35 protein-coding genes and 1 tRNA gene are annotated in these 23,478 nt (G+C 64.0%); 32 read left to right on the top strand and 4 right to left on the bottom strand.

The features are described from left to right. Nucleotides 1-57: 57 nt before the first annotated feature. Nucleotides 58-1,716, bottom strand: coding sequence for an AsmA-like C-terminal region-containing protein (locus L0962_RS12625; RefSeq protein ID WP_234086796.1), 1,659 nt, complete (start codon nucleotides 1,714-1,716; stop codon nucleotides 58-60). Nucleotides 1,717-1,791: 75 nt separating this feature from the next. Here L0962_RS12625 and L0962_RS12620 point away from each other — a divergent pair. Beyond that, nucleotides 1,792-1,867 (top strand) — tRNA-Asn (locus L0962_RS12620). Between the two features lie 40 nt (nucleotides 1,868-1,907). Here L0962_RS12620 and L0962_RS12615 read toward each other — a convergent pair. After that, the gene (locus L0962_RS12615) at nucleotides 1,908-2,309 is read right to left on the bottom strand and encodes a hypothetical protein (RefSeq protein WP_234086795.1); all 402 of its coding nucleotides are present in this window, start codon (nucleotides 2,307-2,309) and stop codon (nucleotides 1,908-1,910) included. Nucleotides 2,310-2,366: 57 nt separating this feature from the next. Then, nucleotides 2,367-2,789 (bottom strand): helix-turn-helix domain-containing protein, encoded by a 423-nt coding sequence (locus L0962_RS12610; RefSeq protein WP_234086794.1) that lies wholly within the window; start codon nucleotides 2,787-2,789, stop codon nucleotides 2,367-2,369. 220 nt (nucleotides 2,790-3,009) lie between these two features. Between L0962_RS12610 and L0962_RS12605 the strand changes: the two genes are divergently transcribed. Together L0962_RS12605 and L0962_RS12600 are read left to right on the top strand one after the other, a co-directional pair. Continuing rightward, the gene (locus L0962_RS12605; protein ID WP_234086793.1) at nucleotides 3,010-3,339 is read left to right on the top strand and encodes a helix-turn-helix transcriptional regulator; all 330 of its coding nucleotides are present in this window, start codon (nucleotides 3,010-3,012) and stop codon (nucleotides 3,337-3,339) included. A gap of 5 nt (nucleotides 3,340-3,344) precedes the next feature. Next, the gene (locus L0962_RS12600) at nucleotides 3,345-3,782 is read left to right on the top strand and encodes a hypothetical protein (RefSeq protein ID WP_234086792.1); all 438 of its coding nucleotides are present in this window, start codon (nucleotides 3,345-3,347) and stop codon (nucleotides 3,780-3,782) included. Nucleotides 3,783-3,860: 78 nt separating this feature from the next. Here the strand turns inward: L0962_RS12600 and L0962_RS12595 are convergent, their stop codons facing one another. Then, nucleotides 3,861-4,232, bottom strand: coding sequence for a hypothetical protein (locus tag L0962_RS12595; protein ID WP_234086791.1), 372 nt, complete (start codon nucleotides 4,230-4,232; stop codon nucleotides 3,861-3,863). A gap of 99 nt (nucleotides 4,233-4,331) precedes the next feature. On the opposite strand from L0962_RS12595, the gene L0962_RS12590 reads away from it, so the two are divergent. The 29 genes from L0962_RS12590 to L0962_RS12450 all read left to right on the top strand — a co-directional run bounded on the left by L0962_RS12590 (nucleotide 4,332) and on the right by L0962_RS12450 (nucleotide 23,477). Continuing rightward, nucleotides 4,332-6,548: a Mu transposase C-terminal domain-containing protein gene (locus L0962_RS12590; protein ID WP_234086790.1), complete on the top strand. Its 2,217-nt coding sequence runs from the start codon at nucleotides 4,332-4,334 to the stop codon at nucleotides 6,546-6,548. A gap of 54 nt (nucleotides 6,549-6,602) precedes the next feature. Next, nucleotides 6,603-7,334 carry an AAA family ATPase gene (locus tag L0962_RS12585; RefSeq protein WP_234086789.1) on the top strand — a complete coding sequence of 244 codons (732 nt, stop codon included), beginning with the start codon at nucleotides 6,603-6,605 and terminating at the stop codon, nucleotides 7,332-7,334. Further along, on the top strand, nucleotides 7,334-7,567 hold the full coding sequence (locus L0962_RS12580) for a DUF551 domain-containing protein (RefSeq protein WP_234086788.1): 234 nt from the start codon (nucleotides 7,334-7,336) through the stop codon (nucleotides 7,565-7,567). The genes L0962_RS12585 and L0962_RS12580 overlap by 1 nt, the downstream gene beginning before the upstream one ends. Further along, nucleotides 7,557-8,189, top strand: a complete 633-nt coding sequence (locus L0962_RS12575) for a hypothetical protein (protein ID WP_234086787.1) — start codon at nucleotides 7,557-7,559, stop codon at nucleotides 8,187-8,189. Before L0962_RS12580 ends, L0962_RS12575 begins: the two co-directional genes overlap by 11 nt. Then, on the top strand, nucleotides 8,179-8,532 hold the full coding sequence (locus L0962_RS12570; protein WP_234086786.1) for a hypothetical protein: 354 nt from the start codon (nucleotides 8,179-8,181) through the stop codon (nucleotides 8,530-8,532). The genes L0962_RS12575 and L0962_RS12570 overlap by 11 nt, the downstream gene beginning before the upstream one ends. A gap of 71 nt (nucleotides 8,533-8,603) precedes the next feature. Further along, on the top strand, nucleotides 8,604-8,879 hold the full coding sequence (locus L0962_RS12565; protein WP_234086785.1) for a hypothetical protein: 276 nt from the start codon (nucleotides 8,604-8,606) through the stop codon (nucleotides 8,877-8,879). 79 nt (nucleotides 8,880-8,958) lie between these two features. Next, the gene (locus L0962_RS12560; RefSeq protein ID WP_234086784.1) at nucleotides 8,959-9,234 is read left to right on the top strand and encodes a hypothetical protein; all 276 of its coding nucleotides are present in this window, start codon (nucleotides 8,959-8,961) and stop codon (nucleotides 9,232-9,234) included. Between the two features lie 11 nt (nucleotides 9,235-9,245). Continuing rightward, the gene (locus tag L0962_RS12555) at nucleotides 9,246-9,773 is read left to right on the top strand and encodes a host-nuclease inhibitor Gam family protein (RefSeq protein WP_234086783.1); all 528 of its coding nucleotides are present in this window, start codon (nucleotides 9,246-9,248) and stop codon (nucleotides 9,771-9,773) included. Further along, nucleotides 9,773-10,678: a recombination-associated protein RdgC gene (locus tag L0962_RS12550; RefSeq protein WP_234086934.1), complete on the top strand. Its 906-nt coding sequence runs from the start codon at nucleotides 9,773-9,775 to the stop codon at nucleotides 10,676-10,678. The genes L0962_RS12555 and L0962_RS12550 overlap by 1 nt, the downstream gene beginning before the upstream one ends. After that, on the top strand, nucleotides 10,678-10,974 hold the full coding sequence (locus L0962_RS12545; protein WP_234086782.1) for a hypothetical protein: 297 nt from the start codon (nucleotides 10,678-10,680) through the stop codon (nucleotides 10,972-10,974). The genes L0962_RS12550 and L0962_RS12545 overlap by 1 nt, the downstream gene beginning before the upstream one ends. A 67-nt stretch (nucleotides 10,975-11,041) precedes the next feature. Further along, nucleotides 11,042-11,482 (top strand): hypothetical protein, encoded by a 441-nt coding sequence (locus tag L0962_RS12540; protein ID WP_234086781.1) that lies wholly within the window; start codon nucleotides 11,042-11,044, stop codon nucleotides 11,480-11,482. Between the two features lie 2 nt (nucleotides 11,483-11,484). Next, a complete protein-coding gene (locus L0962_RS12535; RefSeq protein WP_234086780.1) occupies nucleotides 11,485-12,084 on the top strand; it encodes a phage protein GemA/Gp16 family protein in 600 nt (199 codons plus the stop codon). Further along, nucleotides 12,081-12,482 carry a Mor transcription activator family protein gene (locus L0962_RS12530; protein WP_234086779.1) on the top strand — a complete coding sequence of 134 codons (402 nt, stop codon included), beginning with the start codon at nucleotides 12,081-12,083 and terminating at the stop codon, nucleotides 12,480-12,482. The genes L0962_RS12535 and L0962_RS12530 overlap by 4 nt, the downstream gene beginning before the upstream one ends. 14 nt (nucleotides 12,483-12,496) lie before the next feature. After that, entirely contained in the window at nucleotides 12,497-13,015 is a 519-nt protein-coding gene (locus L0962_RS12525) for a hypothetical protein (RefSeq protein WP_234086778.1), read from the top strand. 103 nt (nucleotides 13,016-13,118) lie between these two features. Beyond that, nucleotides 13,119-13,727 (top strand): N-acetylmuramoyl-L-alanine amidase, encoded by a 609-nt coding sequence (locus L0962_RS12520; protein ID WP_234086777.1) that lies wholly within the window; start codon nucleotides 13,119-13,121, stop codon nucleotides 13,725-13,727. Next, nucleotides 13,728-14,255 carry a hypothetical protein gene (locus L0962_RS12515; protein WP_234086776.1) on the top strand — a complete coding sequence of 176 codons (528 nt, stop codon included), beginning with the start codon at nucleotides 13,728-13,730 and terminating at the stop codon, nucleotides 14,253-14,255. Continuing rightward, nucleotides 14,252-14,776, top strand: a complete 525-nt coding sequence (locus L0962_RS12510) for a hypothetical protein (protein WP_234086775.1) — start codon at nucleotides 14,252-14,254, stop codon at nucleotides 14,774-14,776. The genes L0962_RS12515 and L0962_RS12510 overlap by 4 nt, the downstream gene beginning before the upstream one ends. Next, nucleotides 14,773-15,009: a TraR/DksA C4-type zinc finger protein gene (locus L0962_RS12505; protein ID WP_234086774.1), complete on the top strand. Its 237-nt coding sequence runs from the start codon at nucleotides 14,773-14,775 to the stop codon at nucleotides 15,007-15,009. The genes L0962_RS12510 and L0962_RS12505 overlap by 4 nt, the downstream gene beginning before the upstream one ends. Nucleotides 15,010-15,034: 25 nt before the next feature. Further along, nucleotides 15,035-15,364: a hypothetical protein gene (locus L0962_RS12500; RefSeq protein ID WP_234086773.1), complete on the top strand. Its 330-nt coding sequence runs from the start codon at nucleotides 15,035-15,037 to the stop codon at nucleotides 15,362-15,364. Next, the gene (locus L0962_RS12495; protein WP_234086772.1) at nucleotides 15,361-15,615 is read left to right on the top strand and encodes a hypothetical protein; all 255 of its coding nucleotides are present in this window, start codon (nucleotides 15,361-15,363) and stop codon (nucleotides 15,613-15,615) included. Before L0962_RS12500 ends, L0962_RS12495 begins: the two co-directional genes overlap by 4 nt. Further along, a complete protein-coding gene (locus L0962_RS12490; RefSeq protein ID WP_255680799.1) occupies nucleotides 15,615-16,112 on the top strand; it encodes a DUF1804 family protein in 498 nt (165 codons plus the stop codon). Before L0962_RS12495 ends, L0962_RS12490 begins: the two co-directional genes overlap by 1 nt. A gap of 20 nt (nucleotides 16,113-16,132) precedes the next feature. Further along, the gene (locus L0962_RS12485) at nucleotides 16,133-16,453 is read left to right on the top strand and encodes a hypothetical protein (RefSeq protein ID WP_234086770.1); all 321 of its coding nucleotides are present in this window, start codon (nucleotides 16,133-16,135) and stop codon (nucleotides 16,451-16,453) included. A 4-nt stretch (nucleotides 16,454-16,457) separates the two neighbouring features. Then, entirely contained in the window at nucleotides 16,458-16,643 is a 186-nt protein-coding gene (locus L0962_RS12480; protein WP_234086769.1) for a hypothetical protein, read from the top strand. Next, nucleotides 16,636-16,800 (top strand): hypothetical protein, encoded by a 165-nt coding sequence (locus L0962_RS12475; protein ID WP_234086768.1) that lies wholly within the window; start codon nucleotides 16,636-16,638, stop codon nucleotides 16,798-16,800. The genes L0962_RS12480 and L0962_RS12475 overlap by 8 nt, the downstream gene beginning before the upstream one ends. After that, nucleotides 16,790-18,574 (top strand): hypothetical protein, encoded by a 1,785-nt coding sequence (locus L0962_RS12470; RefSeq protein WP_234086767.1) that lies wholly within the window; start codon nucleotides 16,790-16,792, stop codon nucleotides 18,572-18,574. Before L0962_RS12475 ends, L0962_RS12470 begins: the two co-directional genes overlap by 11 nt. Then, a complete protein-coding gene (locus L0962_RS12465) occupies nucleotides 18,574-20,166 on the top strand; it encodes a DUF935 domain-containing protein (protein WP_234086766.1) in 1,593 nt (530 codons plus the stop codon). Before L0962_RS12470 ends, L0962_RS12465 begins: the two co-directional genes overlap by 1 nt. Continuing rightward, a complete protein-coding gene (locus L0962_RS12460) occupies nucleotides 20,156-21,475 on the top strand; it encodes a phage minor head protein (protein ID WP_234086765.1) in 1,320 nt (439 codons plus the stop codon). Before L0962_RS12465 ends, L0962_RS12460 begins: the two co-directional genes overlap by 11 nt. Nucleotides 21,476-21,572: 97 nt before the next feature. Further along, nucleotides 21,573-22,172 (top strand): phage virion morphogenesis protein, encoded by a 600-nt coding sequence (locus L0962_RS12455; protein WP_234086764.1) that lies wholly within the window; start codon nucleotides 21,573-21,575, stop codon nucleotides 22,170-22,172. A 132-nt stretch (nucleotides 22,173-22,304) separates the two neighbouring features. Then, nucleotides 22,305-23,477, top strand: a complete 1,173-nt coding sequence (locus L0962_RS12450) for a phage protease (protein ID WP_234086763.1) — start codon at nucleotides 22,305-22,307, stop codon at nucleotides 23,475-23,477. Nucleotide 23,478: the final 1 nt, after the last annotated feature.

The raw sequence follows: 23,478 nt of genomic DNA, 5'->3' as shown, positions 1-23,478 counted from the left end.
GTCGACATGAAAAAAGGCGGGATTTCCCGCCTTTTTCTTTGCCTCGGCTTGCCTCGCTTAGCGCCCCGCCGTCACCGTCAACACCGGCAGTTTTCCTTCCACCTTCAACGGCGTGCGCAAGGTCGATACCGAGGTTCTTACGGTCGACACCAGATTGGCGTCGATTTCTCCCCCGGCCGCCCCCCGCCCCTGACCACTGGCCGATACCAGGCCGGCATCGAGCATCAGGTTGCTGAACTGCGTGCGGTTCGCATTGATGTCCAGCCTGGCCGTCAGGCGATCGAAACGCGTCGAACCTGCCCGGACCGCAGCCCCCGCACCCCGCCTGGCTGCCTCGCCAAGGTCGACACCACTCATCGTGCCGCGCAGGACTTCCACATCGGCTGTCACGGCAATCGCCGACCACAGGGCATCCCAGTCGGTGCCACGCGCCGTCAGCCGGAGTGCGCCATTCACCTCCCCTTCGGCCGACAGCTTCGGTACAAAAGCCGCCGCCACCTGACGCAAGGAAAAGCGCGCCAGATTCGCCGTACCATCCAGCTGCAATCCCGCGGACGCCCAGCTTAGCGAGCCACGCCCCTTCATGATCCCCCCCAGGAAAATGGTGTCGATATTTTCGACATCGACGCGATCTGCATGCAGGGTCGCCTTGGCCTGAAGACCGTCGAGCGACAACAAGGACGACGGAAAAGGCTTCCAGCCACGTCCTTCCAGCGCGATATCCAATGCGCCACCATTGGCTGAAAGGCGTAATTGCAGGCTACGTTCCGGGTTCTCCAGCTGACCGTCACGCAACACACCACCGGCCAAGTTCAATTGCCCATTGAAGGCCCCAAGGGGCAGACCGCTATCGGTCCTCACCGCCAGATTTTCGATGAAAATCTGCTTCAATGCCGGCAGCGGAAGATTGCCCTGCAACAACGGCAGCGAGAGCAACTGGGCGGGTGTTGCCACGACATCGCCCAGCATCAGCGTTTCAACGCCATTGACACCGCCAAAGGCGATGGAGAGCGGAGAAGCCAGCCCCAGCCGGCCCACCGTGATGCTGTCGCCGATGCGCACCCCGGCGGCTTCCCAGTGCGGCTTCGGCAAAAGACGAAGGGCAAAGGCATCCACCTTGACCGGTGTTCCCAGCAATCGGGTCATGCTGGCGGCAAGCCTCTCCTTCTGACCGTCGTAAGGGAAAAACACCAGCCCCAGCGCCACTGCCAGCACCAAGACCAGGGCAAGCTTCAGCAACATGCTGCCGGATATTCCGGCCCGCGGCTGACGGAATGCCGGCGGTGCCTCCTCTGCTGACGGCGCCTCAAGCACCGCGGGCTGCCGCTCGGCAGGCAGGATGGGTTTGCCGAAGGAGGAAAACTGACTGCTTCTGCTGTGCGGCACGAGCGAGGTGTCGGGCAGAACGCTACTGGCGCCGAACGAGGAAAACTGGGAAATCGCCGACACCTGCTCGCGATGTGCAGCGACGTGACGGTCCATCTCCCAGACGGCAGCAGCCTGTGCGCTGGGAACGATGAAACCGCCTTCTTCAAGTTCCTTGATCGCCGATTCGACCAGACGTTGGTTGCCGATCTTGTTGCCGAGTTCGCCAACGGTGGTCTTGCCGTCGATCTGAACCAGGACCAGCCGCAGATTACGCTGCACGACGCGCGTGCTCTGCCGAACGGCCTCGTCACCGATCGGCGTTTTTGCATAGACGAGACCGGAATCCATTATTGCCTTTCTTCGTCAAAAAGCCACGAAATGCTTGACAGGAGGGCATTCTACTCCTAGAATGCCGGCTTCTGTTCCCCGATAGCTCAGTCGGTAGAGCGCCGGACTGTTAATCCGTAGGTCCCTGGTTCGAGCCCAGGTCGGGGAGCCAGCAGAATCATCAGGAAATAGCCCAATCATCACTGATTGGGCTATTTTTTTGCCCGCGGAGACATTGCCTGCCGCCAGCATGTGGGGAGGTGATCGAAATGGCACAGTGTCAGCCACGACCAGAACCACGCGGACGCCAGCAACCATGCGGGATCGGCGGGGATAGCCCCCAAAAAACGGCCCCGCGTTAATTTGCGCAAAACCGCGTTCGGATTAACCAAATTCGCACGGTTTTTGGCACAGTTCCACCACCAGACAAGTATCAGAATGAACAGCGCGGCGGCGACGTCGTTCGCCGACCTGGTCGGGGCGCTCCGGAAAACGCCGGCGCGGGCGAAAATGCTCTGCAGTAGCAGGTGCGACCCTTCGGGATCGGCATCGGGATTGCGCTGCCGCCAGGCGATCATGGCGCCCAGCATCCACGCATATGGAAGCTTCGACATCGCAAAAAGGCCGGATGATGCCAGAGTGTAATTCGGCTGGAATTGACCGCAGTCATATCAAGCGACGTTTGGCAGATCGCCCTCGCCATCACCTTCCGGGGTAATCAATCCTCTATCCAGGCAGTAGAGGTAGAACTCAACAGCCTTGCGGGCCGATTTCTCAACAGATTCGCCCTTGGGGGCGGTCTGCAGGGACACGCAGAACGCTTGCACCAAGGCGTCAACGTTGATCTGCGGCGGCGTCGCTGCAGACGTCGGTGGCACCGAGTCGGTCAGCAGCATCGATCCTTCGCCCGTCAGTAGCCAGTTGGCGTTGATGCCAAGGCGTACAAGCCCCGCAATAGCATCTCCACCAGGTGTGCTTCGCCCATCTTCATACCCTTGATAGCCTCGCACAGACACGCCAGATTGTTCTGCGACCTCTTTTTGACTGAGGCCAAGAGCAGCTCGCGCATCCTTTAATCGTTGCGGCAAGCTCATGTCGTACTTTCAACGACAAAGTGCGACAGAAAGTGCGACACAAACAAATGCATGTCGCACTTCCGCAACCAATTGATTTCAAATTCAAATAAAGACATCAGCACGAAACCACGCCTCACGGAAAGTGCGACACGAACTTTATTGCTGTCAACTGCGTTGACTGACGAACAATTGTGCTGTTAAATGCCATCCATCGCACCACCGCAACGAGGCGAAATAAATGGCAAACACAAGCACCAAAAAAACCAGTCGAAAGGACTGGCACCCGGCCGACATCAAGGCGGCCTTGGACAAGGCAGGATGGACGCTGCGGGCGCTAGCCGCACACCACGGCGTCAAGGCCTCCTCGACCCTTTCCCACACCTTTGAGCGCAGCTATCCGCTGAACGAAAAACGGATCGCCGCCGCCATCGGCGTTACCCCGCAGGAAATCTGGCCGTCGCGCTACAACGAAGATGGCACGAAAAAACCGCGTGGCCTGCGGGCATTGCGTCTCAAGTCTACCGTTTCTGGTTACCAACACAATGGCAATCTCAGGAAGGCGGCGTAGACATCATGGCCCGCCATAAAGACACGCTGACGCTGGACCTCTTCGAGGTACCGGTCGCCCGGACGCCGCTCCCTGGGGCTCTCGATGTCGGCCTACAGGTCCGTCACCTGATCTCTGACTTGCTGAAGGCCTGCCCGCACACCCGCTTCGAGGTCGCTGCCCGCATGAGCGAGCTGACCGGTCAGGAGATCACCAAGCACCAACTCGATTCCTGGACGGCCGAGAGCCGCGAGGGCTGGCGCTTTCCGCTCGAATACCTGCCGGCCCTCGAGGTCGCCATCGGTTCGCACCAGGTCAGCTCCTGGCTGGCCAACCTGCGCGGCTGCAAATTGCTAGTCGGCAAGGAAGCCCTGGATGCCGAGATCGGCAAACTGGAGCGCCTGAAGGAAGACGCCGGCCGTCGGATCAAGCAACTCAAGAATGCAATGGGAGAGATGGCATGAATACCCAGTCGCCCACTTGCCGGCCGAAAAAGCTGACTCGCGTACCGAACCGATTCCCCCGCTTTCTTCTACAGAGCCTCATGCGCTCACTGGCCAGGGCAATTGCTGAGGGAACGGCCATTGGTGTTTGGCAACGTAGGCAAGCACGCCAGATCCGAGTCTTGTCTCGTCGGTTCCATTGAGGAAATCCGGCGGGAATACCAGATCGCTAAACATGCTCCAGAACATGACGTACTGCATCAGCAATTCCTTGAGCGCCCGACGCTCCCCGTCAGGAAGCAAGAGCGCCTCCTTGATCGGTAGCGTCTTGGCAGACGCGATGCGCAGCAACAGGGCATCAGCCTGGCCGCGCTCGAACGCTACGGTCGCTGGATCGTTGATGCCGGCAAAGGCCAACTGCAGGAAGTTGAACATCGGTTCGGCGACCTGGGTCGTCGTGAGTGGTTTCATTGAGGGGGCTCCTGTGGTGTTGATGGGTAAGCCGATTGCGAGCCGGCCTTGCCATTCTAACGGCATGGACTGCCCCCTCGCCCAACAGGAGGTACGGGCATGAACGCCGCGCTGCCCAAGAGCGCGACCAGCGTCACTCTGGCCGAGATCGCCGCCGCTGTCGGTATCACAAAGCGTACCGCTGAACGTCGCGCCGACAAAGAAGCCTGGCCCTTCGAGGAAATCGCGGTGCGCGGCGGCCGGCGGCGGCTCTACCCGATTACCGGCCTTCCCAAGGCAGTCGCGGAAGCCGTCCAGGTGGCTGCCCTGCACCGTTCGATGGCCGCACTGCCCACCCCGGCGGCGCCCCTGCCTGCCCCGGTGGAAGCGGAAACGCTGCCGGCGCTGATCGGCGGCCCGGCTGAACTTACCGGCAAGCAACTCGATGTCGAGCGTGCCCGGGAGCGGCTGCTCGCCTTCATTGACGCTTTCCCTGGCGCCATGGCCCGAGCCATCGACCACCTCAACGCCGAGCGCCACGCCGGGCGGCTGCCGGCGCCCCTGGCCTGGGCCTTCGCCCACGCCTGGGACAAGCCACGGGCCGACAACCGGCTGAGCCGGAAGACCGTGCACAACTGGCTGACGGTCAAGGCCACCCGGGGACGGGCGGCGCCGAAGAAGGTGCAGAAGGATCTGGCGGTCAAGCCCTGGTACGGCCTTTTGCTCGCCCTGCGCCAACGGCCGCAGGGGAGCTGCATCACCTGGATCACTGATGAGATTGCCAAGCAATGGAACCCTGCCTGGGGCGAAACACCGCCCAGCTACCATGCGGTGCGTCGGGTGCTCGACGGCAAGCTCTCGGCCATCGACCAGCTGAAAGGCCGTTACACCGGATCGCAGCTGCGCGCCCACAAGCACTACCAGCCGCGCACCTCGGAAGGGATGTACCCCTGGCAGGAGGTTCATGCCGACGGCTGGAATACTCACTTCACCGCGCCGCACCCGGTGACCGGCGAGTTCGTCACCTACGAGGTCTGGCACTTCCACGACGTGGCCACGCGCTACGTGCCACCGCCGGGCATCGGCCTGACCGAGACCTACGAGGTCATCACCGCCGGGCTGGAGCGCTGCGTACGCTTCGGCGGCATGATGGCCGTGCTGCAGACCGACAGCACCAAGGTCATCAAGAACAGCCCTCGGTTCACGACCGACCCAATGATCGCCCTCTCCGAGCGCGCCGGCTTTGTCACGGTGCATCCGAAAGAGGTCGGCAACTCCCAGGCCAACGGCATCTGCGAGAACTTCAACACGGCCTGGCTGGACAAGCAGAGCCGGGAACTGGCCACCTACCAGGGGGCCGGCATGGACAGCCTGTCGCTGAAGCGAGTGAAGAAGCTGACCGAGAAGATGGTGAAGGCGGCGAATTCCGGCGACCTGATCGAACGCGACCGCCTGAAGAAGGAAGCCGAGCGGATGGGCAAGGGCCGGGTGTTCATGAGCTACGCCGAGGCGGAAGCCTGGATCAACGAGACCTGCGAGCGCTGGAATGACAAGCCACACCGCAGCCTGAAGAAGATCGCCGACCCGGTCACCGGCAAGCGCCGCCACCAGACCCCTCGGGAAGCGCTGCAGGAGCATATCGACGCTGGCTGGCAGCCGGTCACCCTCAAGGAAGAGCACCTGGTCGACCTGTTCCGGCCACATGTGCGCTGCAAGGTCAGCCGCGAGGCAGTCAGCCCAATCGGCAACGGCCAGCGCTACAAGTTCGACGGCTTGGGCGCATGGAACGGCCAATGGGTGATGGCAGCCATCGACCCCATGGATTGGCGGGCCGTTTGGGTTAAGAGCCTGGACGGCGAGTTCCTAGGCGTCGCCGACCTGGTGGAAGCGACCGGCTACCGGGCCAAAACCCAGTACGAGATCGCCGAGGAAAAACGCGCCAACGCTCAGCTCAAGCGTAACGCCAAGAAGGCGGACCACATCATCCGCGCCCGCACCGGGCTGGCGATCCCCGTGGCGCCGAGTAGCCAGCTGGTCATCGGCGGTCGCGTCCTATCGCCCACCGACGCCCTGTTCAAAATCAAGACGCCACAAGCCGTCCCGACCAGAGCGGACGAAATCGTCATTGACGCCAGCGATGTCGTCCGCCCGCTGCCGATGCCGCCGGCCCGCCCGCGCTCCGAACGCTGTGCTGCGGAGAACTACGCCGAGTGGCTCGACCTGGACGCTCGCCTGCAACTCGGCGAAGCCGTTACCGAAGCCGATGCCCGCTGGCACCGAACCTACCAGCTCTCGGCGCAGTACCGCGCCGAATCAAAGAAGAAGGCCGCCGCGTAGGGCAAATACGCGACGGCCGGATGCAGCAACCACAAACCACATGGAGCCTAAAAGATGTCACAAGTAGCTCAGATTCACAATCTTGACCTGGTCCGCATCGCGGTCGAGAAGCTCAACGGCCGCCAAGTCGGCCTGCCGGGCTTCGCCTGCCTGTACGGCCCGGCCGGCTACGCCAAGACCACCAGCCTGGTCACCGTCGGCAACGCCACCCGCGCCTACTACATCCAGATGCGCTCGGCCTGGAGCCGCAAGTCGATGCTGGAGAACATCCTGATCGAGATGTCGCTGGCCAGCCGCAACGGCAAGTCGCCGGGGACCATCCCACAGATGCTCGACCAGGTCACCCAGCAGCTCTCCGCCAGCGGCCGCCCGCTGATCATCGACGAGTTCGACCACTGCTGCCGCAGCGACAACATGGTCGAGCTGGTGCGCGACATCTACGAGGGCAGCCAGGCCACCATCATCATCGCCGGTGAGGAAATGCTACCGCAGAAGCTCAAGCGCTGGGAACGCTTCCACAGCCGCGTGCTGTCCTGGATACCAGCACAGCCGGTCAGCTTGCAGGATGCCCGCGCCCTGGCGCCGATCTACTGCAACGGCGTCCAGGTCGGCGACGACCTCCTGCAGCACCTGGTCAATCTTTCCGGCGGCAGCGTGCGCCGGGTCTGCGTCAATCTCGCCGGCATCCAGGAAGAGGCCGCCATCGAAGGCTGGGACAGCGTCGGCCGCGGCCAGTGGGCCGACCGTCCGCTCTACACCGGCGAAGCGCCGCGGAGGGCTGCTTGATGGCCGCAAGAACTATCGGGGCACCTGAAGTCATCACCTGGGTTTCCTGCGCTCACGACTATATGCCCGATGGCGGCATCGCGGTCCTGATTCGCATGCTGGATAGCAATGAACGCGTGTGGATCGGCTACTGGGACGGCGACCACTGGATCACCGCTGAAGGCTTCAAGGCCGGCCGCGTGTCGCACTGGGCAGAGATTCCCACCGGACCGGAGGTGAAGCATGGCGCGTAAGCCCGCCCATCTCGAACTCGCTGGCGGCAAGGGCCTGCGACAACTGCTCTGGGAGCGCATCCACGCGTTGGAAGGAGGCGAATTCACCCTCAATGAGATCGTGTTCGGCGGTGAGTCGATCGATACCGCCCGAGACTACATCCTCGCCCTTGAGCGGGCCACATATCTGGCGGTGACGCAGGATAGCCCGCCTGGAAAGCGCCGTGCCAAGCGCTGGAAGCTGGTCCGCGATAACGGTGCAGAGGCGCCCCGCCTGCGCCGCGACGGTGGTCCGGTGACGATGGGTCTGGCGCAAGAGCAGATGTGGCGGACGCTGCGCACCCTCAAGGGCGACACCAACGCCCGCGAGCTGTCGGCCTACGCGTCGACCGAGCATATCCCGGTGTCGGAGGTGGCAGCCAAGGACTACCTGCTGCACCTGTTCCTGGCCAGCTACCTGCAGCGCACCGCCGAGGGCAAGGGGCGCGGCAAGGGCGGCACCCAGGCGCGCTACCGCCTGATCAGCAACACCGGCCCCCGGCCGCCGATGGTCCAGCGTACCGACGCCATGTACGACCCCAACCTGGGCGCCGTGGTCTGGATCAAACCCGTTAATGAGGAGACCGCCTTTTATGGACAGTAACGCCATGCCCATCGACTGGCGCGCCCTCCTGGAGCAGGAGGTGACCAAGGCCGGTGAGAAAGGCAAGGCCCGGGTCGCCGCGCGGCTGGGGTTCTCTCGCGCCTACGTATCGCGGGTGATGAACCCGGAGGGCAAGAGCGCCATGAAGGCGGTCCCCCAATCCTTCATCGACCGTGTCATCAGCCGCTTCCACGTCGTCGATTGCCCGGTGCGGTGCGTCGAGGTGCCGTATTCGGACTGCGCCAAGGCCAACCTGCCGGCGCCGACCCACAACCCCCTGGCGGTCATGGTCTGGCGCAAGTGCCAGACCTGCCCCAACAAGCCCGAAGGAGAACGCAAGTGAATGCCCCCATCCCCATGCGCCCGGCCGAGCAGGTAGCTAAGGGCGCGAGCGAAAGCCCCCGTGCTGCCGCTATGTCATCGGCGACCACCCTGATCACCAATCTGCTGCGCTGCATCCTCTGGCTGGTGCGCCACGGCATCTACGTCATCGGCTTCTCCGGCCGGCGCCGTGGCAACGGCACCGACGTGGTCACCGTGCGCGTCGCTGCCAGCCCCTACCTCTACCGTTTGCTGACCGATGCCAACTGGCTCAAGCAGCACCGTGATGGCAACCTGGTGACCCACACCTGGCAGGCCATCCGCTTCGGCACCGTGATCGAGTGGGAGGAAGTGACATGCGTCGCCTGATCCTCTCCCTGCGCCTGTACGCCGATCAGGCCCTCGGCTACAGCTGGCGCCGCGCCTGGCGCCGGGCGGGAGAACTCTGATGGTCTGGAACACCACCGACTGCCGCCGTTGGTCGCAGACCGAGGATGATCAATTGTTCGCCATGGTCGCCGAAGGCAAATCTGCTGGCGCAATCGCCAAAGCCATCGACCGCAGCGAGTCATCGGTCTATCACCGCATCGAAATGCTCGCCGGCAAGCCCAAGGCGAAGAAGCGCCACTGCATGTGCTGCGGCCGCGAATTCGCCTCGGATGGCCCCCATCACCGCCTGTGCGGCTCCTGCCGCCATCGCAACCTCAGTCCCTACGCACCCTGAAAGGAGCCAACATGGCCAAAAAAACCCGCATCAAATCCGTCGCCGCCGCGATCAGCATCCCCCAGACCCGGGACCAGGCTGCTCAGGCCATTGCCGAGATCGGCACGACAAGCCGCGACCTGTCCCGCATCACGGCCGACATGAACGACGAGCTGGCCAAGGTCAAGGAACGCTACGAGCAGCTCGCCGAACCGTTACGCCTGAAGATCGAGGGGCTCACCCAGGGCGTACAGACCTGGGCTGAGGCCAACCGCGACCAGCTCACCCAGCATGGCAAGGTGAAAACAGCCGCGCTGACCACCGGCGAGATCGCCTGGCGCTTGCGACCGCCCTCGGTGCGCGTCACCGGCGCCGAGGCAGTGCTCGACCTGCTACGCCGCATGGGCCTGGCCCGCTTCATTCGCACCAAGGACGAGATCAATAAAGACGCCATCCTCAACGAGCCGGAGGCAGTAGCCACGGTGCCTGGCATCAGCATCAGCCAGGGAGAGGACTTCGTGGTGGTGCCGTTTGAGGCCGAGCTGGCGGAGGTGGCGTGATGTGGTTCAAGAATCTTCAAATTTACCGCCTGCCCGCTACTTGGGCGATCTCGCTCAAGCAACTGGAAGAGCAACTGGCGCGTGGCGAATTTACCCGCTGCCCGTCCAACCAGCCGATGTCGCGTGGCTGGGTATCGCCGCGCAATGATGGCGCCATCGTATATGCGCAAAATTGCCAATGGCTGATCGCGCTGGCCGTCGAGCAGCGCCTGCTGCCGTCTTCGGTGGTCAACGAGACGACGCAGGAACGCGCCGAGCAGATCGCCGACCAGCAGGGCTACCCGCCCGGCCGCAAGCAGATGAAGGAAATCAAGGAGCGCGTCACCGAGGAGCTGATGCCGCGCGCCTTCACGCACAAGCGCTCGACCTTCGTCTGGATCGATCCGACCAACGGCTGGTTCGTCGTCGACGCCGGCAGCCCGGCCAAGGCCGAGGAAGTCATCGAACACCTGCGCCACTGCCTCGACGAGTTCCCGCTGAAGGCACTGCACACCCAGCTCTCGCCGCAGTCGGCGATGGCCGACTGGCTGGCCGGCGGCGACGCCCCGGCCGGTTTCACGGTCGACCGCGATTGCGAGCTGAAATCGGCCGCCGAGGAAAAGGCCGCCGTGCGCTACGTCCGCCATCCGCTGGGCGACGAAGTCGGCGCCGAGATCAAGGCCCACCTCGCCGCCGGCAAGCTGCCGACGCGCCTGGCGCTGACCTGGGACGAGCGTATCTCCTTCGTCCTCACCGAGAAGCTGGAGATCAAGCGGCTGGCCTTCCTCGACATCCTCAAGGAAGAAGCTGAGAAGAGCGCCGAGCGCGCCGACGAGCAGTTCGACGCCGATTTCGCGCTGATGACCGGCGAACTGGTGCGCTTCCTGCCGCGCCTGATTGAAGCACTGGGCGGGGAGGTGGTGTGATGGACCAGAACAGCATCGTCATGAAGGCCAAGCTGGCCGTGATCGAGTCAGCCTGCGGCATCTGCACACTTCCCGAGCTCGAGTTGCTGAAGCGCCTGGAGGAGTTGTGGCTCCAGGGCTTCAGCGCAGGCAAGGAAGCCCTGGAGCCGATCCTCAAAGACGTCTCCGGCGAGTTGTCGAAAATTGCCCTGGCGCACATGACTGGCGACCAGGAGCGCCTCAAGGCCGTCCTGGACGACTTCATGCAGCGCCACGTCAAGGTGGTGGTAGCCACCGACAAAGCAAAAGCCCACTAGACCCGAAACCCTCACTTCAAGCCCGTTAATCGCGGGCTTCGAGAGAAGGTTTTAACGGGAGAACACCATGAGCGTCACCAAGGAACAATGGGCTGCAGTCGAGAATGAACTGTCCGGCCACTACGGCGCGGTCGAGCTGATCTGCGACGGCTACAAGGTCACCGCGCAGATCCAGACCATCGCCAAACTCAGGCAAGGGATCGTCGTGTATGTGAACGGCGTTTTCAAGGGTGAGTGGATAAAGGGCGAGGCCGAAGAGGCCCGCAAGTTTCACCGTGAGATGAAGCGTTACCTGTACCCGGCGAAGAAGCGCGAAGAGTTCCAGAAGATGGCCAAGAACCGTCGATACTCTGCCGACTTCCGCAAGGATCTCGCCCGCATGGCCACGGCCAGCGTATCAACCTGGGCGCCGTACTGGACCAACGCCAAGGCATTCACCCGCCAGCTCCGCAAGACCTGCACCGAGATCCAGGTGGTGACGATCCACCTGAATGGAATGCCGAGCTGATCATGACCGCCACCAAGTCATCCTGGCTCGACGCCCGCAAGCGCGCCATCTTCGCTAGCTGCCGCCAACTCGGCATCGACGATGTCGAGCGCAAGTCCATCCTGCGCCTGGTCGCCGGGGTCGGAAGCACGACAGCCCTCAACCTGGAACAGGCCGACCGCGTCCTGGATCATCTACGCCGCGCCGGCGCCGCCAAGCCGGCCAAGGCCCGCGACGTCGGTCGCCACCCGGGCGCGCCTTCCACCTTGGACCGCGAGCCGTACTACCAGAAGATTGAGGCGCTGCTGGCTGACATGAAGCTCCCGTGGTCCTACGCCGAATCCATCGCCGAGAACATCACCGGCGGCAAGGCTGGCGGCATCAAGCGCCTGACCTGGGTGCGTCAGCAAAAGCACCTGCGCGGCATCGTCTCGGCCTTGATGGTCGAGAAGAAGAAACGCCTGAAAAAAGCCTGGGGGCAGTTGCAGGTCAAGCTGATCGACCGCGGTCTGGGCATGCAGTGGTGCAAGGAACAGGTCGAGATCATGCAGCGTGTCTCCAATCCCTGGCCCTGGGCTGAATGCCTGGAGACCCTGCGCATGCTGGAGGGACGTCTAGGATGAATGCCCCCATCAACATCCTGCCCGATACCGTCAAGCGCCTGGTCGAACTGCTCGATTTCGAAGCCGCCATTGCCATGGTCAAGCGCTGGGGCGGCTTGCAGTTGTCACCACCGAAAAAGGAGCTTGAGGAGTTGATCGGCAAAGAAAAGGCCAAGCTCTTCTACGACCACTACGGCGCCGACGAAATCTACATCGCGACCTGCGCTGCAGCACTTCGCAACGCCCGATATCTGGAGGTCATCGAAGACCTCGCTTCCATGACCGTGGCTCAGGTAGCAAGGAAGTACAAGATGACCGAACGCAACGTCCAGTACATCGGCAAAAAGAGTCCGGAATCGCTCGCGGGTTACAATCCTTTTGACATTGTCCGCGACGAGCGGCAGATGGATTTGTTCTGATTTGGAGAGACGACATGTTGCCGGGTGTCATGGTGCTTGCAGGTTTTATCGGTGCTTGGGTCGGTTTTGCCATCGCCGGCAAGCGACGCGGGTGGTCGATTACCGAGTACGTTGGCGGCGGGTTTCTGATCGCCGTAGTGGTTCTTGCCATCTTGGGCGCCGCGGCCATGTTCCTGACGCGCGCCCCGCTCCCGCCTTCGATTGCCGCTGCCGGCCTAACCGGCGAGACATGGTCCGACAATGACGTCAAGCTGGCCGCACGCATCACGGCCAACAATCTCCATGACATCGAGTCCCAGCTTCTCGACGCCGACAAGCGGGGAGACGCCGCTGCAGCGGTGAAGTTGCTCGACCCATTGATTGAGATCATGAGGGCATGGGGCGATCAGCAGTACAACCCGGCCGCAGCCCCTTATCGCAATTGCGTCCTGGCGGCCGGCCATCTGAGCGATGGGGTGAGCGCAGTCGGCACCGGTGGCCGTTACTTCGTACAAGACCGTTTCCAGGCCGCCCTCAAAGCCTGCCCGACATGAGCTAGCTGCTCGCCCCGACAAGCCCCGCCCAGTGCGGGGCTTTTGCTTTCCCCCGAAAGTCTTCATCCTGCAGCCAGTCCGCCCGCGCGCGTAACGTGCGGACATGCGCCCAATCAATCTCATCGTCATTCACTGCGCCGCCAGCCCTAATGGCGCGAGCCTGTCGTCCGGCCAGCCCGGAACGCCGGCATTCCTCAATCCTGCCCAGACCATCGACGCCTGGCATCGGCAGCGTGGCTTCCGTCGTAGTGACGAATGGCGCGCCCGCCAGAACCGCGGGCTGGCCAGTATTGGCTACCACTACGTCATCAACCTGAGCGGCACGGTCCTGACCGGTCGCCACGTCGACGAGATCCCGGCGCAGGCCGCTGGCTTCAACCGCGCGGCCATCGGCATCTGCTTGGTCGGCACCGACCGATTCACTGCCGCCCAATGGGACAGCCTGCGCCATGTCGTTACCGCCGAAGTCGCCCGCATCACGGGCAAGCCCAGCCCGGCCGACCGCCGTGGGGGATTAACGCCGAGCCGGGCCATCGACATCGCCGCCGTCTCCGGCCTGCGCATCGTCGGCCACCGCGACCTTTCCCCGGACCAGAACAAGAACGGCGTCGTCGAGCCGTTCGAATGGCTGAAGACCTGCCCCGGCTTCGACGTTTCCGCTTGGCTCAAGGGCGGCATGGCGCCGCTCGCCGATCATCTCCTGGAGGTTTGAATGGAACCCCTCAGCATCGCCCTCGCGCTCGCCCAGTTCGCCCCTTCGCTGCTGCGTTACTTCGGCGTCGGCGAGAAGCCTGTCGCCGTCGCCGAAAAGGTGATCGATATCGCCAAGACGATCACCGGCACCCCGACCGGCCCCGAGGCCGTCGAGGCGCTGCGCCACAATGCCCAGCTCGCCCACGAATTCAACATGGCGGTGCTCAAGGCCGACACCGATCTGGAGCAGGCCTACCTGGCCGACCGCCGGGACGCCCGCGCCCGCGACGTGGCACTGCACCAGGCCGGCTATCACAACACCCGCGCCGACCTCATGGTACTGTTCGACGTCGCCGGCCTGATCGCCTGCCTGGTGGTGCTCGCCTTCTTCCGCAAGGATATTCCGCCAGAGGTGGTGACGCTACTGTCCACCATCGCCGGCATCTTCGGCATCTGCCTGCGCGACGCGCACCAGTTCGAGTTCGGTTCCTCCCGCGGCAGTCGCGAGAAGGACGGCCTGCTGTCCAACTTCGGAGGCGGCAAGTGAAGGCCGGGCCGGTGACCTACGACGAGTGCCGAGGGCTGATCTTCAGCGGCGACCTCATCGCTGTACGCCGGCGTAACGGGTTCCTGCCGGCGCTGACGCGGCGCATAACCGGCAGCCCCTACACCCACACGGCCACGGCGCTGTGGCTCGACGATGGCCTTTACGTGGCCGAGATGGACGGCATCAAGGGCGTGCTGATACCGCTGTCCCAGTACGCCAGCGTCGACTACGACATCTTCGAATGCCCGGTCTTCGACCGCGACCGGGTCAAGGCCTGTGCTCTGGCTCTGCTGCGGACGAAGATCCATTACGACTACCTGGACCTCGCCCGTATCGCGGCCTGGAAGATGATGCGCCTGCCATTGCCGCGGCAGGACCGCAATGGCCTCATCTGCAGTGCTTTTTCCGCCCGCATCTACCGCGAGGCCGGCGCCTGGTTCCCCAGGTTGCCAGCCATCCCCGCGCCAAGCGACCTGGTGGAAGCCATTGGCACTCCGGCGGTGCTGGAGGTGCGCCAGTGAACAACCGCGACTTCGAGCGCGCCAGCGATCTGGAAGAGCGCTGGCGCCGGGACGCTATCGCCGACCATGCCCGCGCCATGGCGGCCTGGGAGGGCAAGACCGTGGCCGACTCGGCCGAGTGCTGCGCCGTCTGCGAAGACCCCATTCCCCAGGGTAGGCGTGAAGCCTGGCCGGGCATTCAAACCTGTGTCGCCTGCCAGGAAGATCTGGATCTGGCGGCTTCCCGTTTCTAAAAGCCGATTCACTTAGGGAGAAATCTTGGATATCGAAACCGTCAAGGTCTGGCTGCAGGCCGTGAATATGCTGGGCACGTTCGCCCTCGGCGTGTGGCTCTACCTGGAAAAGCGCTCCGACAAGACGAACGAGCGCGTGAGCAAGCTAGCCGCCAAGGTCGTGCAACTCGACAAGGATGTCTCCAGCCTGGAGGCAGTGTCTACTGCCGCACCCAACCACGCCGATCTGGCCAAGGTGTACGAGTCGATCAACAGCCTGGCCGCGACCGTCAATCAGCTGGTCGGTGAGAACCGTGGCCAGTCCGACACGCTGCGGCTGATCCTCAACCAGATCACGCAAAAGGGCATGTCATGAACGACCACGAAATCCGCCGGCGCGGCAGCCTGTTGTCGACGCTGTTCTTCGAGCCGCTGGCCACCGTGCCGCGGCTGCGCAGCGAAATGGAGACCGTGCACGGCATCGCCTGTAGCGCCGACCTGATCCGTGCCGACCTCACCTGGCTGCAGGAAATGGGGCTGGTGCGCTGGAACGGCGAAGCGGCCCAGATCACCGAACGCGGCCGTGATGTCGTTGCCGGGCGGGCAAAGTTTCCGGGGGCCGTCTGATGGCGCATCCGCCGGAAACCCGTATGACGCTGCGCAGTGCCTACATCGGCGGCCTGCCGCTGGAAGCCGCGGCCGACCAGGCAGGGGTTCCCTACGCGACGGCGCGCAACTGGTTTCGGGCTGCCCGCCAGGAAGGCGCCGACTGGGACAAGTTCCGCGCCGCCTCACTGATCGTCGCCGGCGGCGGTATCGAGCAGGCCATGGGGCGCATCATCGCCGCTGCGCTGATGCGCTGCGAGGCGCTGCTGGAGGGGCTGCAAGATCCGGAGATATCGCCCGTCGATGCGGCCAAGGCCATGGCTACGCTGAGTGACACGGTGGCCAAGCTGCGCGCTGGCGGTAAGTCGCTGATGCCCGAGGCCGACAAGCTCGGCATCGCCATGGACGTGCTCAAACGCCTGGCGGCCTATATCCAAGAGAACCACCCGCAACAGGCCGGTGCCTTCGCCGAGCTGCTGCCGGTGTTCGGTGAGGAATTGGCGAAAGCCTACGGATAACCATTTTTTACGGAGGAAGCATGGAAAACCAACATCGCAAGATCAGCGGCTACCGCGAGCTGTGCCAGGAAGAAATCGACCTGATGAACCGCATCAAGGAAAAGGGCCGTGAATTGCTGGCCCTGCAGGCGGAAGTTGCCGGGCGTCTCTCCACCGACTACGAGGTTAAGCGCGCCGCTGCCAATGCCTCGAAGCGCGCGCCGGAAGACGAAGCAAGCGACGAGTGCGTCGAACTGCGGCGCTTCGAGCGTGCCGAGCCGATGCGCTGGTCTGCGATTGGCAAGACGGACATCGAAACCGGTCTGATGGCGCTGGTTCGGGCAATTGCCCAGCCGTCCTGAGAGCATGGCTGATTTCCGCGAAACGCACTGGTATGTCCGAGGCGGTCCGAAGAACGGGGGCCGCTTCGGCTACCTGCACAAGGGCCGCTTCGAGATCGGCCTGAACCATTTGCCGGCAACGAAGAACGGTCGCGTCCGGGCGATGCGCCTGGGCCCCGCCCGGCTCCGGAGGATTGGGTGTCATGGCTGAAGCCAAGAAGGAATTTCCAAAGCGCCATCAGTGGGCGCCGCCAAACGGCGTCGTTCGCTGGACGCATTGCCTGGTATGCGGCGTGATTCAACGCCGCGATGGCCATCAGTCAGCCTGCAAGGGACCGGTGAAGGTTGCATTGCGCGATGGCCAATAACCAGACCACCGAAAAAGACTTCCTGGAAGAACTCCGGGAAATCTCCCGTGCCGCCCGTGCAGATGCCGAGGCGCGGGCGATTGGCCTCGACCCATCGCCAGCCGCCCGCGCCGAGCGCCGGCGCCGGGTGCTGGTCGACCGCGACTTCAAATTCTTCGCCTACACCTACCTGTCACACCACATCCGGCCGCCAGCATCGAACTTCCACGATCACTTCTTCGTCCGCTTTCCGCAGATCCTCGACCAGCCGGATGGCTGCAAGGAATGGTGGGTGGCACCGCGGGGTGAGGCAAAGTCCTCGCTGACCACCAAGGTCGGCCCGGTGTGGTGTGCCGTGCGCGCCCTGCTGCAGCGCGAGAGCATCCGCAAGGAAGTCGGCTGGCCAGCCGTCGCCACGCTGCCGTACTTCATCGACTACATCACCATGCTCGGCGCCGAGACGAAGCTGCCGACCAAGCTGCTCGAAGTCGTTAAGGTCGAGCTGACTTTTAACGCGGCACTGGCGCTCGACTTCCCCGAGGTCTGCGGCACAACGAAGAACTGGAAGATCGGTGACTTCACCACCAAGAGCGGTGTCAAGATGGAAGCCTTCGGTGCCGAGCAGGCGATCCGCGGCACCTTCCATGGGGCAAGCCGCCCCAAGCTGCTCCTGGGCGACGACCTGATTACCGATGCCGAGGCCAAGAGTCCGACCATGCGCAACGACCGCTGGAGCTGGCTAGAAAAGGCGGTCGACTACCTCGGCCCGCCGGATGGCACGGTCAAGTTTGTCGGTGTCGGCACGGTGCTCGACAAGGACGATCCGATCAGCCGGGCCAAGAGCGCTATCGGCCACTTGGTGCATCACTTCCGCGCCATCGAGGCGCTGCCGACGCGCATGGATCTCTGGGAGCAGTGCCAGGAGATCATGCTCAACAATGACAAGCCGGCCGAGGAAGAAGCGTCCCTGCGCGGCGAAGTACTCCCCGAGGAAAAGCGCCCGTCCTTCGTGTTCTACCTGGAACGCAAGGCCGACATGGACGCCGGTGCCGAGATCTCATGGCCACAGGTGCGCAGCCTGTACTGGCTGATGCGCGCCCGCGCCAAAAACAAGAAGGCTTTCGACACCGAAATGCAGGGCGAGCCGCGCAGCGACGAAGACAAGGTCTTCAGCAACATCCGCTTCTACGTCTCTCGCCTGCAGCACTGGATCATGTTTGGCGCTTGCGACCCTTCGATGGGCAACGGGCAGAAGTCAGACCCATCCTGCATCATGGCCGGCGCCTGGGACCGTGAGCGGTCAAAGCTTCACGTTGAGTATTCAGCGCAGAAGCGCCGACTGCCAAGCAAGCTGGAAGAAGATCTGATCAGCTTCCAGAGCGAGTTCAATTGCCTGGCGATCGCCTTCGAGAACAACAACGCCTACGAGCACAGCCGCCAGACCTTCGTTACCAATGGTCTGCGCAAGGGTGTGGCACTGCCTCTGATCGGTATCACGGAGACGGTGTCACCTGAAGTGCGCTACGACAGCCTGGAGCCGTACGTCAACGACGCCATGGAGCCGCGCATCCTGTTCAATCCGGCGTTGATCCAGCTTCTTGCCCAGATGGACTCCTGGCCGGAAAAGCAGGCCGGCCACCACTACGACGGGCTGTCTGCACTGTACCTGTTGTGGAAGCTGGTCAGCACGCGCGGTGGCACCATCGGCGCCATGAGCGGCTTCCAATCGATTCCCCGCCGTGGTTCGGCCAATAACGACAGCGCTGACTACGGCGGCTCCCGGAGGATGATGTAATGCCCAAGATTCTCGACCAGTTCGGCCGCCCCATCGCGCGGGACGTTCTGGATGCGCCACAGACCAGCCGGATCGCCTCGCTGGCGGATACCCGGTTGTCCGCCATGCTGGACGGCCTGACGCCGTCCCGCCTCGCCGCTTACCTGCGCGATGCTGACAACGGCGACCTGACCGCCCAGCATCGCGTCTTCGCGGACATGGAGGAGCGGGACGCTCACCTCGCTTCCGAGCTGGGCAAGCGCAAGCAGGCGCCGCTCAACCTGGACTGGGACATCGTCCCGCCGCGCAACGCCACCGCCGAGGAAAAGAAGCATGCCGACTGGGCGAAGGAAGTGCTGACGGATGCCGTCGACCCGGTCGAGGATCTGATTTTGGCCCTGCAGGACGGTGTCGGCCACGGCTTCGCGGCGGTCGAACTGGAGTGGCGCCGGGAGGGCAGCGAACTGCTGCCCGCCTTCCTGCCGCGTCCGCAGGAGTGGTTCCAGCTCAACACGACCCGCACCGATCTGCGCCTCAAGGATATGAGCATGGATGGCGCGCCGCTTGCGCCATTCGGCTGGATCTGCCACACCCTGGGCAAGGCGAAGACCGGCTACCTGGGTCGCATGGGCCTGCACCGCGTGCTGGTCTGGCCGTTCATTTACAAGGCGTACTCCATCGGCGATTTTGCCGAGTTCTTGGAGACGTACGGTTTGCCCATCATCGTCGGCAAGTACTACAGCGGCGCACTCGACGAGGAAAAGGACAGCCTGCTGCGGGCGGTCACCGCCTTAGGGCATGATGCTCGGGCGATCATGCCGAAAGACATGGAGCTGGAGATCCAGAAGATCACCGGCGGTGGCGAAGGCTCCCACCACCTGGCGATGGTCGATTGGGCCGAGCGCTCCGAGTCCAAGGCCATCCTTGGACAAACTACCTCGGCCGAGGCTAAAGCCACCGGCCTGGGTTCCGGCATTGCCGATGCGCACAAGGAGGTGCGCAAAGACATCCGCAACTCGGACGCCCGCCAGGCCGCCGCAACGATCACCCGCGATCTGATCTATCCGATGATCGCTTTGAACCGTGGCAACATCGACGGCCTGCGCCGCTGCCCTCGCATGGTCTTCGATACCGGCGAGCCGGAAGATATGAAAGCCTTCGCCGAGTCGCTCCCCAAGTTGGTCGGCGTCGGCTTCAAGATCCCGCGCGACTGGGGGCAGGAGAAGCTGCGTATCCCCGTGCCACGGGATGGCGAGGAGGTGCTGGCGGTACCGCCCGCGGATCGCACTGTGCCGCCGGTGGAACGTCCGGCACCGGCCAAGGCTGAGGCAGCCCTGGCGGCGCTCTCCGCCCAGGATGACACGCCACCAGAATTCCCCGACCAGGTCGCCGTCGACGACGCGCTTGACGCGATCCCGGCAGAAGCCCTGCAGGCGCAGATGGAGCAGATCATCGGCCCGATCCTGAAGGACCTGGAAACTGCGGGCGGTTACGAGGAAGCCATGGCCGCCCTGGCCGGCCGTTACCCGGCACTCGACGCCGCCAAGCTGGAGGGACTGCTGGCCCGGGCCATGTTCGTTGCCGAACTGTGGGGCGCCGCCAGTGCCGAGTGAGCGCCCGAATCTCGCGCTTGCCTTCAATCTGCCGCCCGAGCGGGCGGTCGAGTATTTCCGCTCGAAGGGGCTGCGCATCACGTCATCGTGGCGGGACATGGAGGCGGCCGCACACGCCCGGTCGGCGACCGTGGCCGGCGTCCTCAAGGCCGAGGTGCTCGAAGACATCGTTGGCGCCCTGGACGAGGCACTTGCCGAAGGCAAAACCTACCAGCAATTCCTGCAGAAACTGCAGCCCAAGCTGAAGGCACGCGGTTGGTGGGGCAAGGTACCGGCCGACCCGGAAACCGGGGAGGTGCAATCCGGCCGCAGCATGACCCCGCACCGGCTGCGCCACGTGTACCAGATGAACCTGCAGTCGTCGTACATGGCCGGGCGTAACAAGGCCCAGCTGGAGAATGCCGACCAGCGGCCGTACTGGCAGTACGTTGCGGTCATGGACCACCGCACCCGCCCGGCGCACCGTTCGCTCAACGGCCGCACCTTCCGTTACGACGATCCGGCCTGGGGTGCCCTCTATCCGCCCAATGGCCACAAGTGCCGCTGCCGGGTCAAGGCGTTGTCGAGCGCCGACTTCGAAGCGGAAGGCGTCGTGCTCTCCCGCGGCGAGGGACGGATGGAGACCAACGAAATCGACCTGGGCGGAAAGCGCGGCAAGGTTAGTGTGACCGGCTACCGAGATCCCGGCACCAACACGCTTTTCGCGCCCGATCCCGGTTTCGACCACAGCCCGGGGCGCGGCGCCTACGGCCTCGACATCGAGCTGGCGCGCAAGGTACAGGCCATGAAGAGGCCGGAGATCCGCAGCCAGGTGTGGCAGGGGCTCAACGGTAGCCCGGAGCGCCTGGCGGACTACCACGGCTGGATGAATCGCGTGCTCGATGCCGGCCGCGCCGGCAGCAGCGCCCAGGTGGTCGGTTTCGTCGATGATCGCGTGGCGAGTTTCATGGCCGCCCAGCGTCCCGAGGTGGAACCGGTGCGCGTGCTGGCCATCAACGAGAAGCGTCTGCTGCACGCCGACTCGGTACGGCACCAGGCTGACGGCATTGCGCTCACCCGCGATCAGTACGCCATGCTGCCCGGGGTGCTGGCCAAGCCCGATGCAGTTTATTTCGACACGCTGCACCGCAATTTCGTCTATGTGCGCCAGCTGGCCGACGATGGCGTGATCTACGTGGCGGTGGACGTGGCGTACAACGTCAAGAAGGTCGGCGTCATCGACGCCCTGGTCAATGCCTACCGCCTGCCGGGGACAGCGGAGGGTGCCGGCCGCCTGGCCAGCGAGCGTTACCTGCGGATGGGGAAGTGAGAGAACCGGCGGCGGGACTCGAACCCGCATACTTCAGCGTCACGCCTAGCCGTTACCCATCGGCGGACAACCGGCTCTCCAAGTGAGGAATCTAGCGGTGATCGAACACGAAATCAAGGACGAAGGCATCGAGAACTGGCTCACGCAGGTCGTGGCCACGACCCGCAGCCCGCGCCCGCTGTTTCGCGCCTTTGCCGGCACCCTGGAAACCGAGACGGAAAAGAACTTCGCCGCCCAGGGCCGGCCCGGCTGGGTCGGCCTCAAGCCCGCCACCCTGAAGCGCCGGGGTGCCGGCGCCAAGATCCTGCAGGACAGCGGCCAGCTCGCGGGTAGCTGCCACGGCTTCTACGGTTCCGACTTCGCGGGCGTTGGCACCAATAAGCCCTATGGGCCGATCCAACATTTCGGCGGCGATATCGAGCGGGCAGCCTTCTCGTCCTGGGCGCGACTCAGGAAGGACGCCAAGGGCAGCCTGCTGCGCCAAGGCGACAAAGGCAAGAAGGCGCGCCTGGCGGTGTTCGCCAAGGCCGGCCACAAGCGGGTCAAGGTAGTGCGCTACACGGTCGGCGCCCATACCGTGCATATCCCGGCCCGGCCCTACCTGCCGGCCGACCAGAACGGGCGCCTGCAGGAAGCCGCCAGGCCCGCCCTGGACGCCGACGTCCAGACCTTCCTGCGCAACCTCCTGCCACGCTGAACGACAAAACAACGGCGCCGCCTCTGGTGGCGTTTTTTTGGCGGCCGGTGGTAGGATGGAATAGGGAAATCGGTTTCAGCACGTTGTAGGCCCGACTAACGCGCTTGTAACGCCAAGCCCCGGCCGCTCCAGGTGAAGCGTTTCACCCTGCAGCGGCTTTTTCATGTCCGCCACCATGGCGACATGACACACGCCAAGCCCATCCGGAAAGCCGTCGCCGTCGCCATTGCCGCCCTCAGCGTCGATCTGGCCGGCGCCGAACCGCCGCGCGATTTCCGCATCATCCCCGCCGGCGAGTTCCGCGCTTGGGACGGCCGTCCCGCTGATGTGCCCGCCTGGATCTGCACCGAGGAAGACGGTCGGCGCATCGTCGCCGCCCTGCAAGCCCGCCAGTCGGCCCGTGTCATCGACTACGAGCACGCCACCCTGAATGCCAAGAAGACCGGCGCCGCCGCCCCGGCGGCTGGCTGGTTCAAGGATGCCGAGTGGCGCGCCGACGGCGTCTGGCTGATCGGCGTCGATTGGACGGCGCTGGCCGCCCAGCAGATCGTCAGCAAGGAATACCGCTACGTCTCGCCCGTCTTCCCCTACGACAAGAAGACCGGCCACGTCCTCGACCTGTATTTCGCGGCCCTGACCAACGATCCCGGTGTCGACGGGCTCACCGACCTTTCCAACCTGGCTGCGCTTGCCGCCGAGATTTTTTCCGACCCACCCACCACTGCGGAGAACCCCGTGAACAAAGAACTCCTGGAGCAGCTTGGCTGGCTGCTCAACCTGCCCGTTGGCTCGACGGCCGAGGATGTGGCCACGCATCTCTCCAAGCTGATCACTCAACTCAAAACTGATCCGGTTGCGGCCAACTCGGCCAGCTTCGACCTGGGCGGTCACATCGCCGCGCTGTCGGCCAAGATCGCTGCACCGGACCCGGCCAAGTTCGTGCCGGTCGCCACGCTGACCGCACTGCAGGGTGAAAACACCAACCTGCAGACCCAACTGGCTGCGCTGACCGCCGAGGTCAACGGTGGCAAGCTGGACAAGATGATCGCCGACGGCCTGGCCGGCGGCAAGCTGACTCCGGCCATCGAGTCCTGGGCGCGCGATCTGGGGGCGGCCAATCTGGCTGCGTTAAGTGCCTTCCTGGAAAAAGCGCCGGTCATCGTGGCACCGGGCCAAACGCAGACGCAGGGCAAGGCGCCGGCAGGCGGCACCGGTGACGGCGCCCTCTCGGCCGAGCAGCTCGCGGTCTGTTCCGCCCTTGGCCTGACCAAGGATCAATTCATCGCTGCCAACAAGGAGGTCTGAT

The sequence above is a fragment of the Azonexus sp. R2A61 genome (genome assembly GCF_021401135.1).
Lineage (GTDB): Bacteria > Pseudomonadota > Gammaproteobacteria > Burkholderiales > Rhodocyclaceae > Azonexus.
Note: the sequence above shows the minus strand (reverse complement) of the source record. Positions and strands in the feature narration are given on the sequence as shown.

Excerpts from the sequence above, each read along its gene's own strand:
- L0962_RS12470 (WP_234086767.1), top strand. The coding sequence starts at position 16,790 with ATGGCCAATAACCAGACCACCGAAAAAGACTTCCTGGAAGAACTCCGG.
- L0962_RS12585 (WP_234086789.1), top strand. The coding sequence starts at position 6,603 with ATGTCACAAGTAGCTCAGATTCACAATCTTGACCTGGTCCGCATCGCG.
- L0962_RS12605 (WP_234086793.1), top strand. The coding sequence starts at position 3,010 with ATGGCAAACACAAGCACCAAAAAAACCAGTCGAAAGGACTGGCACCCG.
- L0962_RS12465 (WP_234086766.1), top strand. The coding sequence starts at position 18,574 with ATGCCCAAGATTCTCGACCAGTTCGGCCGCCCCATCGCGCGGGACGTT.
- L0962_RS12625 (WP_234086796.1), bottom strand. The coding sequence starts at position 1,716 with ATGGATTCCGGTCTCGTCTATGCAAAAACGCCGATCGGTGACGAGGCC.
- L0962_RS12540 (WP_234086781.1), top strand. The coding sequence starts at position 11,042 with ATGAGCGTCACCAAGGAACAATGGGCTGCAGTCGAGAATGAACTGTCC.
- L0962_RS12555 (WP_234086783.1), top strand. The coding sequence starts at position 9,246 with ATGGCCAAAAAAACCCGCATCAAATCCGTCGCCGCCGCGATCAGCATC.
- L0962_RS12550 (WP_234086934.1), top strand. The coding sequence starts at position 9,773 with ATGTGGTTCAAGAATCTTCAAATTTACCGCCTGCCCGCTACTTGGGCG.
- L0962_RS12485 (WP_234086770.1), top strand. The coding sequence starts at position 16,133 with ATGGAAAACCAACATCGCAAGATCAGCGGCTACCGCGAGCTGTGCCAG.
- L0962_RS12515 (WP_234086776.1), top strand. The coding sequence starts at position 13,728 with ATGGAACCCCTCAGCATCGCCCTCGCGCTCGCCCAGTTCGCCCCTTCG.
- L0962_RS12600 (WP_234086792.1), top strand. The coding sequence starts at position 3,345 with ATGGCCCGCCATAAAGACACGCTGACGCTGGACCTCTTCGAGGTACCG.
- L0962_RS12495 (WP_234086772.1), top strand. The coding sequence starts at position 15,361 with ATGAACGACCACGAAATCCGCCGGCGCGGCAGCCTGTTGTCGACGCTG.
- L0962_RS12565 (WP_234086785.1), top strand. The coding sequence starts at position 8,604 with ATGTCATCGGCGACCACCCTGATCACCAATCTGCTGCGCTGCATCCTC.
- L0962_RS12560 (WP_234086784.1), top strand. The coding sequence starts at position 8,959 with ATGGTCTGGAACACCACCGACTGCCGCCGTTGGTCGCAGACCGAGGAT.
- L0962_RS12575 (WP_234086787.1), top strand. The coding sequence starts at position 7,557 with ATGGCGCGTAAGCCCGCCCATCTCGAACTCGCTGGCGGCAAGGGCCTG.
- L0962_RS12490 (WP_255680799.1), top strand. The coding sequence starts at position 15,615 with ATGGCGCATCCGCCGGAAACCCGTATGACGCTGCGCAGTGCCTACATC.
- L0962_RS12590 (WP_234086790.1), top strand. The coding sequence starts at position 4,332 with ATGAACGCCGCGCTGCCCAAGAGCGCGACCAGCGTCACTCTGGCCGAG.
- L0962_RS12570 (WP_234086786.1), top strand. The coding sequence starts at position 8,179 with ATGGACAGTAACGCCATGCCCATCGACTGGCGCGCCCTCCTGGAGCAG.
- L0962_RS12525 (WP_234086778.1), top strand. The coding sequence starts at position 12,497 with ATGTTGCCGGGTGTCATGGTGCTTGCAGGTTTTATCGGTGCTTGGGTC.
- L0962_RS12535 (WP_234086780.1), top strand. The coding sequence starts at position 11,485 with ATGACCGCCACCAAGTCATCCTGGCTCGACGCCCGCAAGCGCGCCATC.
- L0962_RS12520 (WP_234086777.1), top strand. The coding sequence starts at position 13,119 with ATGCGCCCAATCAATCTCATCGTCATTCACTGCGCCGCCAGCCCTAAT.
- L0962_RS12610 (WP_234086794.1), bottom strand. The coding sequence starts at position 2,789 with ATGAGCTTGCCGCAACGATTAAAGGATGCGCGAGCTGCTCTTGGCCTC.
- L0962_RS12595 (WP_234086791.1), bottom strand. The coding sequence starts at position 4,232 with ATGAAACCACTCACGACGACCCAGGTCGCCGAACCGATGTTCAACTTC.
- L0962_RS12530 (WP_234086779.1), top strand. The coding sequence starts at position 12,081 with ATGAATGCCCCCATCAACATCCTGCCCGATACCGTCAAGCGCCTGGTC.
- L0962_RS12475 (WP_234086768.1), top strand. The coding sequence starts at position 16,636 with ATGGCTGAAGCCAAGAAGGAATTTCCAAAGCGCCATCAGTGGGCGCCG.
- L0962_RS12480 (WP_234086769.1), top strand. The coding sequence starts at position 16,458 with ATGGCTGATTTCCGCGAAACGCACTGGTATGTCCGAGGCGGTCCGAAG.
- L0962_RS12615 (WP_234086795.1), bottom strand. The coding sequence starts at position 2,309 with ATGTCGAAGCTTCCATATGCGTGGATGCTGGGCGCCATGATCGCCTGG.
- L0962_RS12545 (WP_234086782.1), top strand. The coding sequence starts at position 10,678 with ATGGACCAGAACAGCATCGTCATGAAGGCCAAGCTGGCCGTGATCGAG.
- L0962_RS12580 (WP_234086788.1), top strand. The coding sequence starts at position 7,334 with ATGGCCGCAAGAACTATCGGGGCACCTGAAGTCATCACCTGGGTTTCC.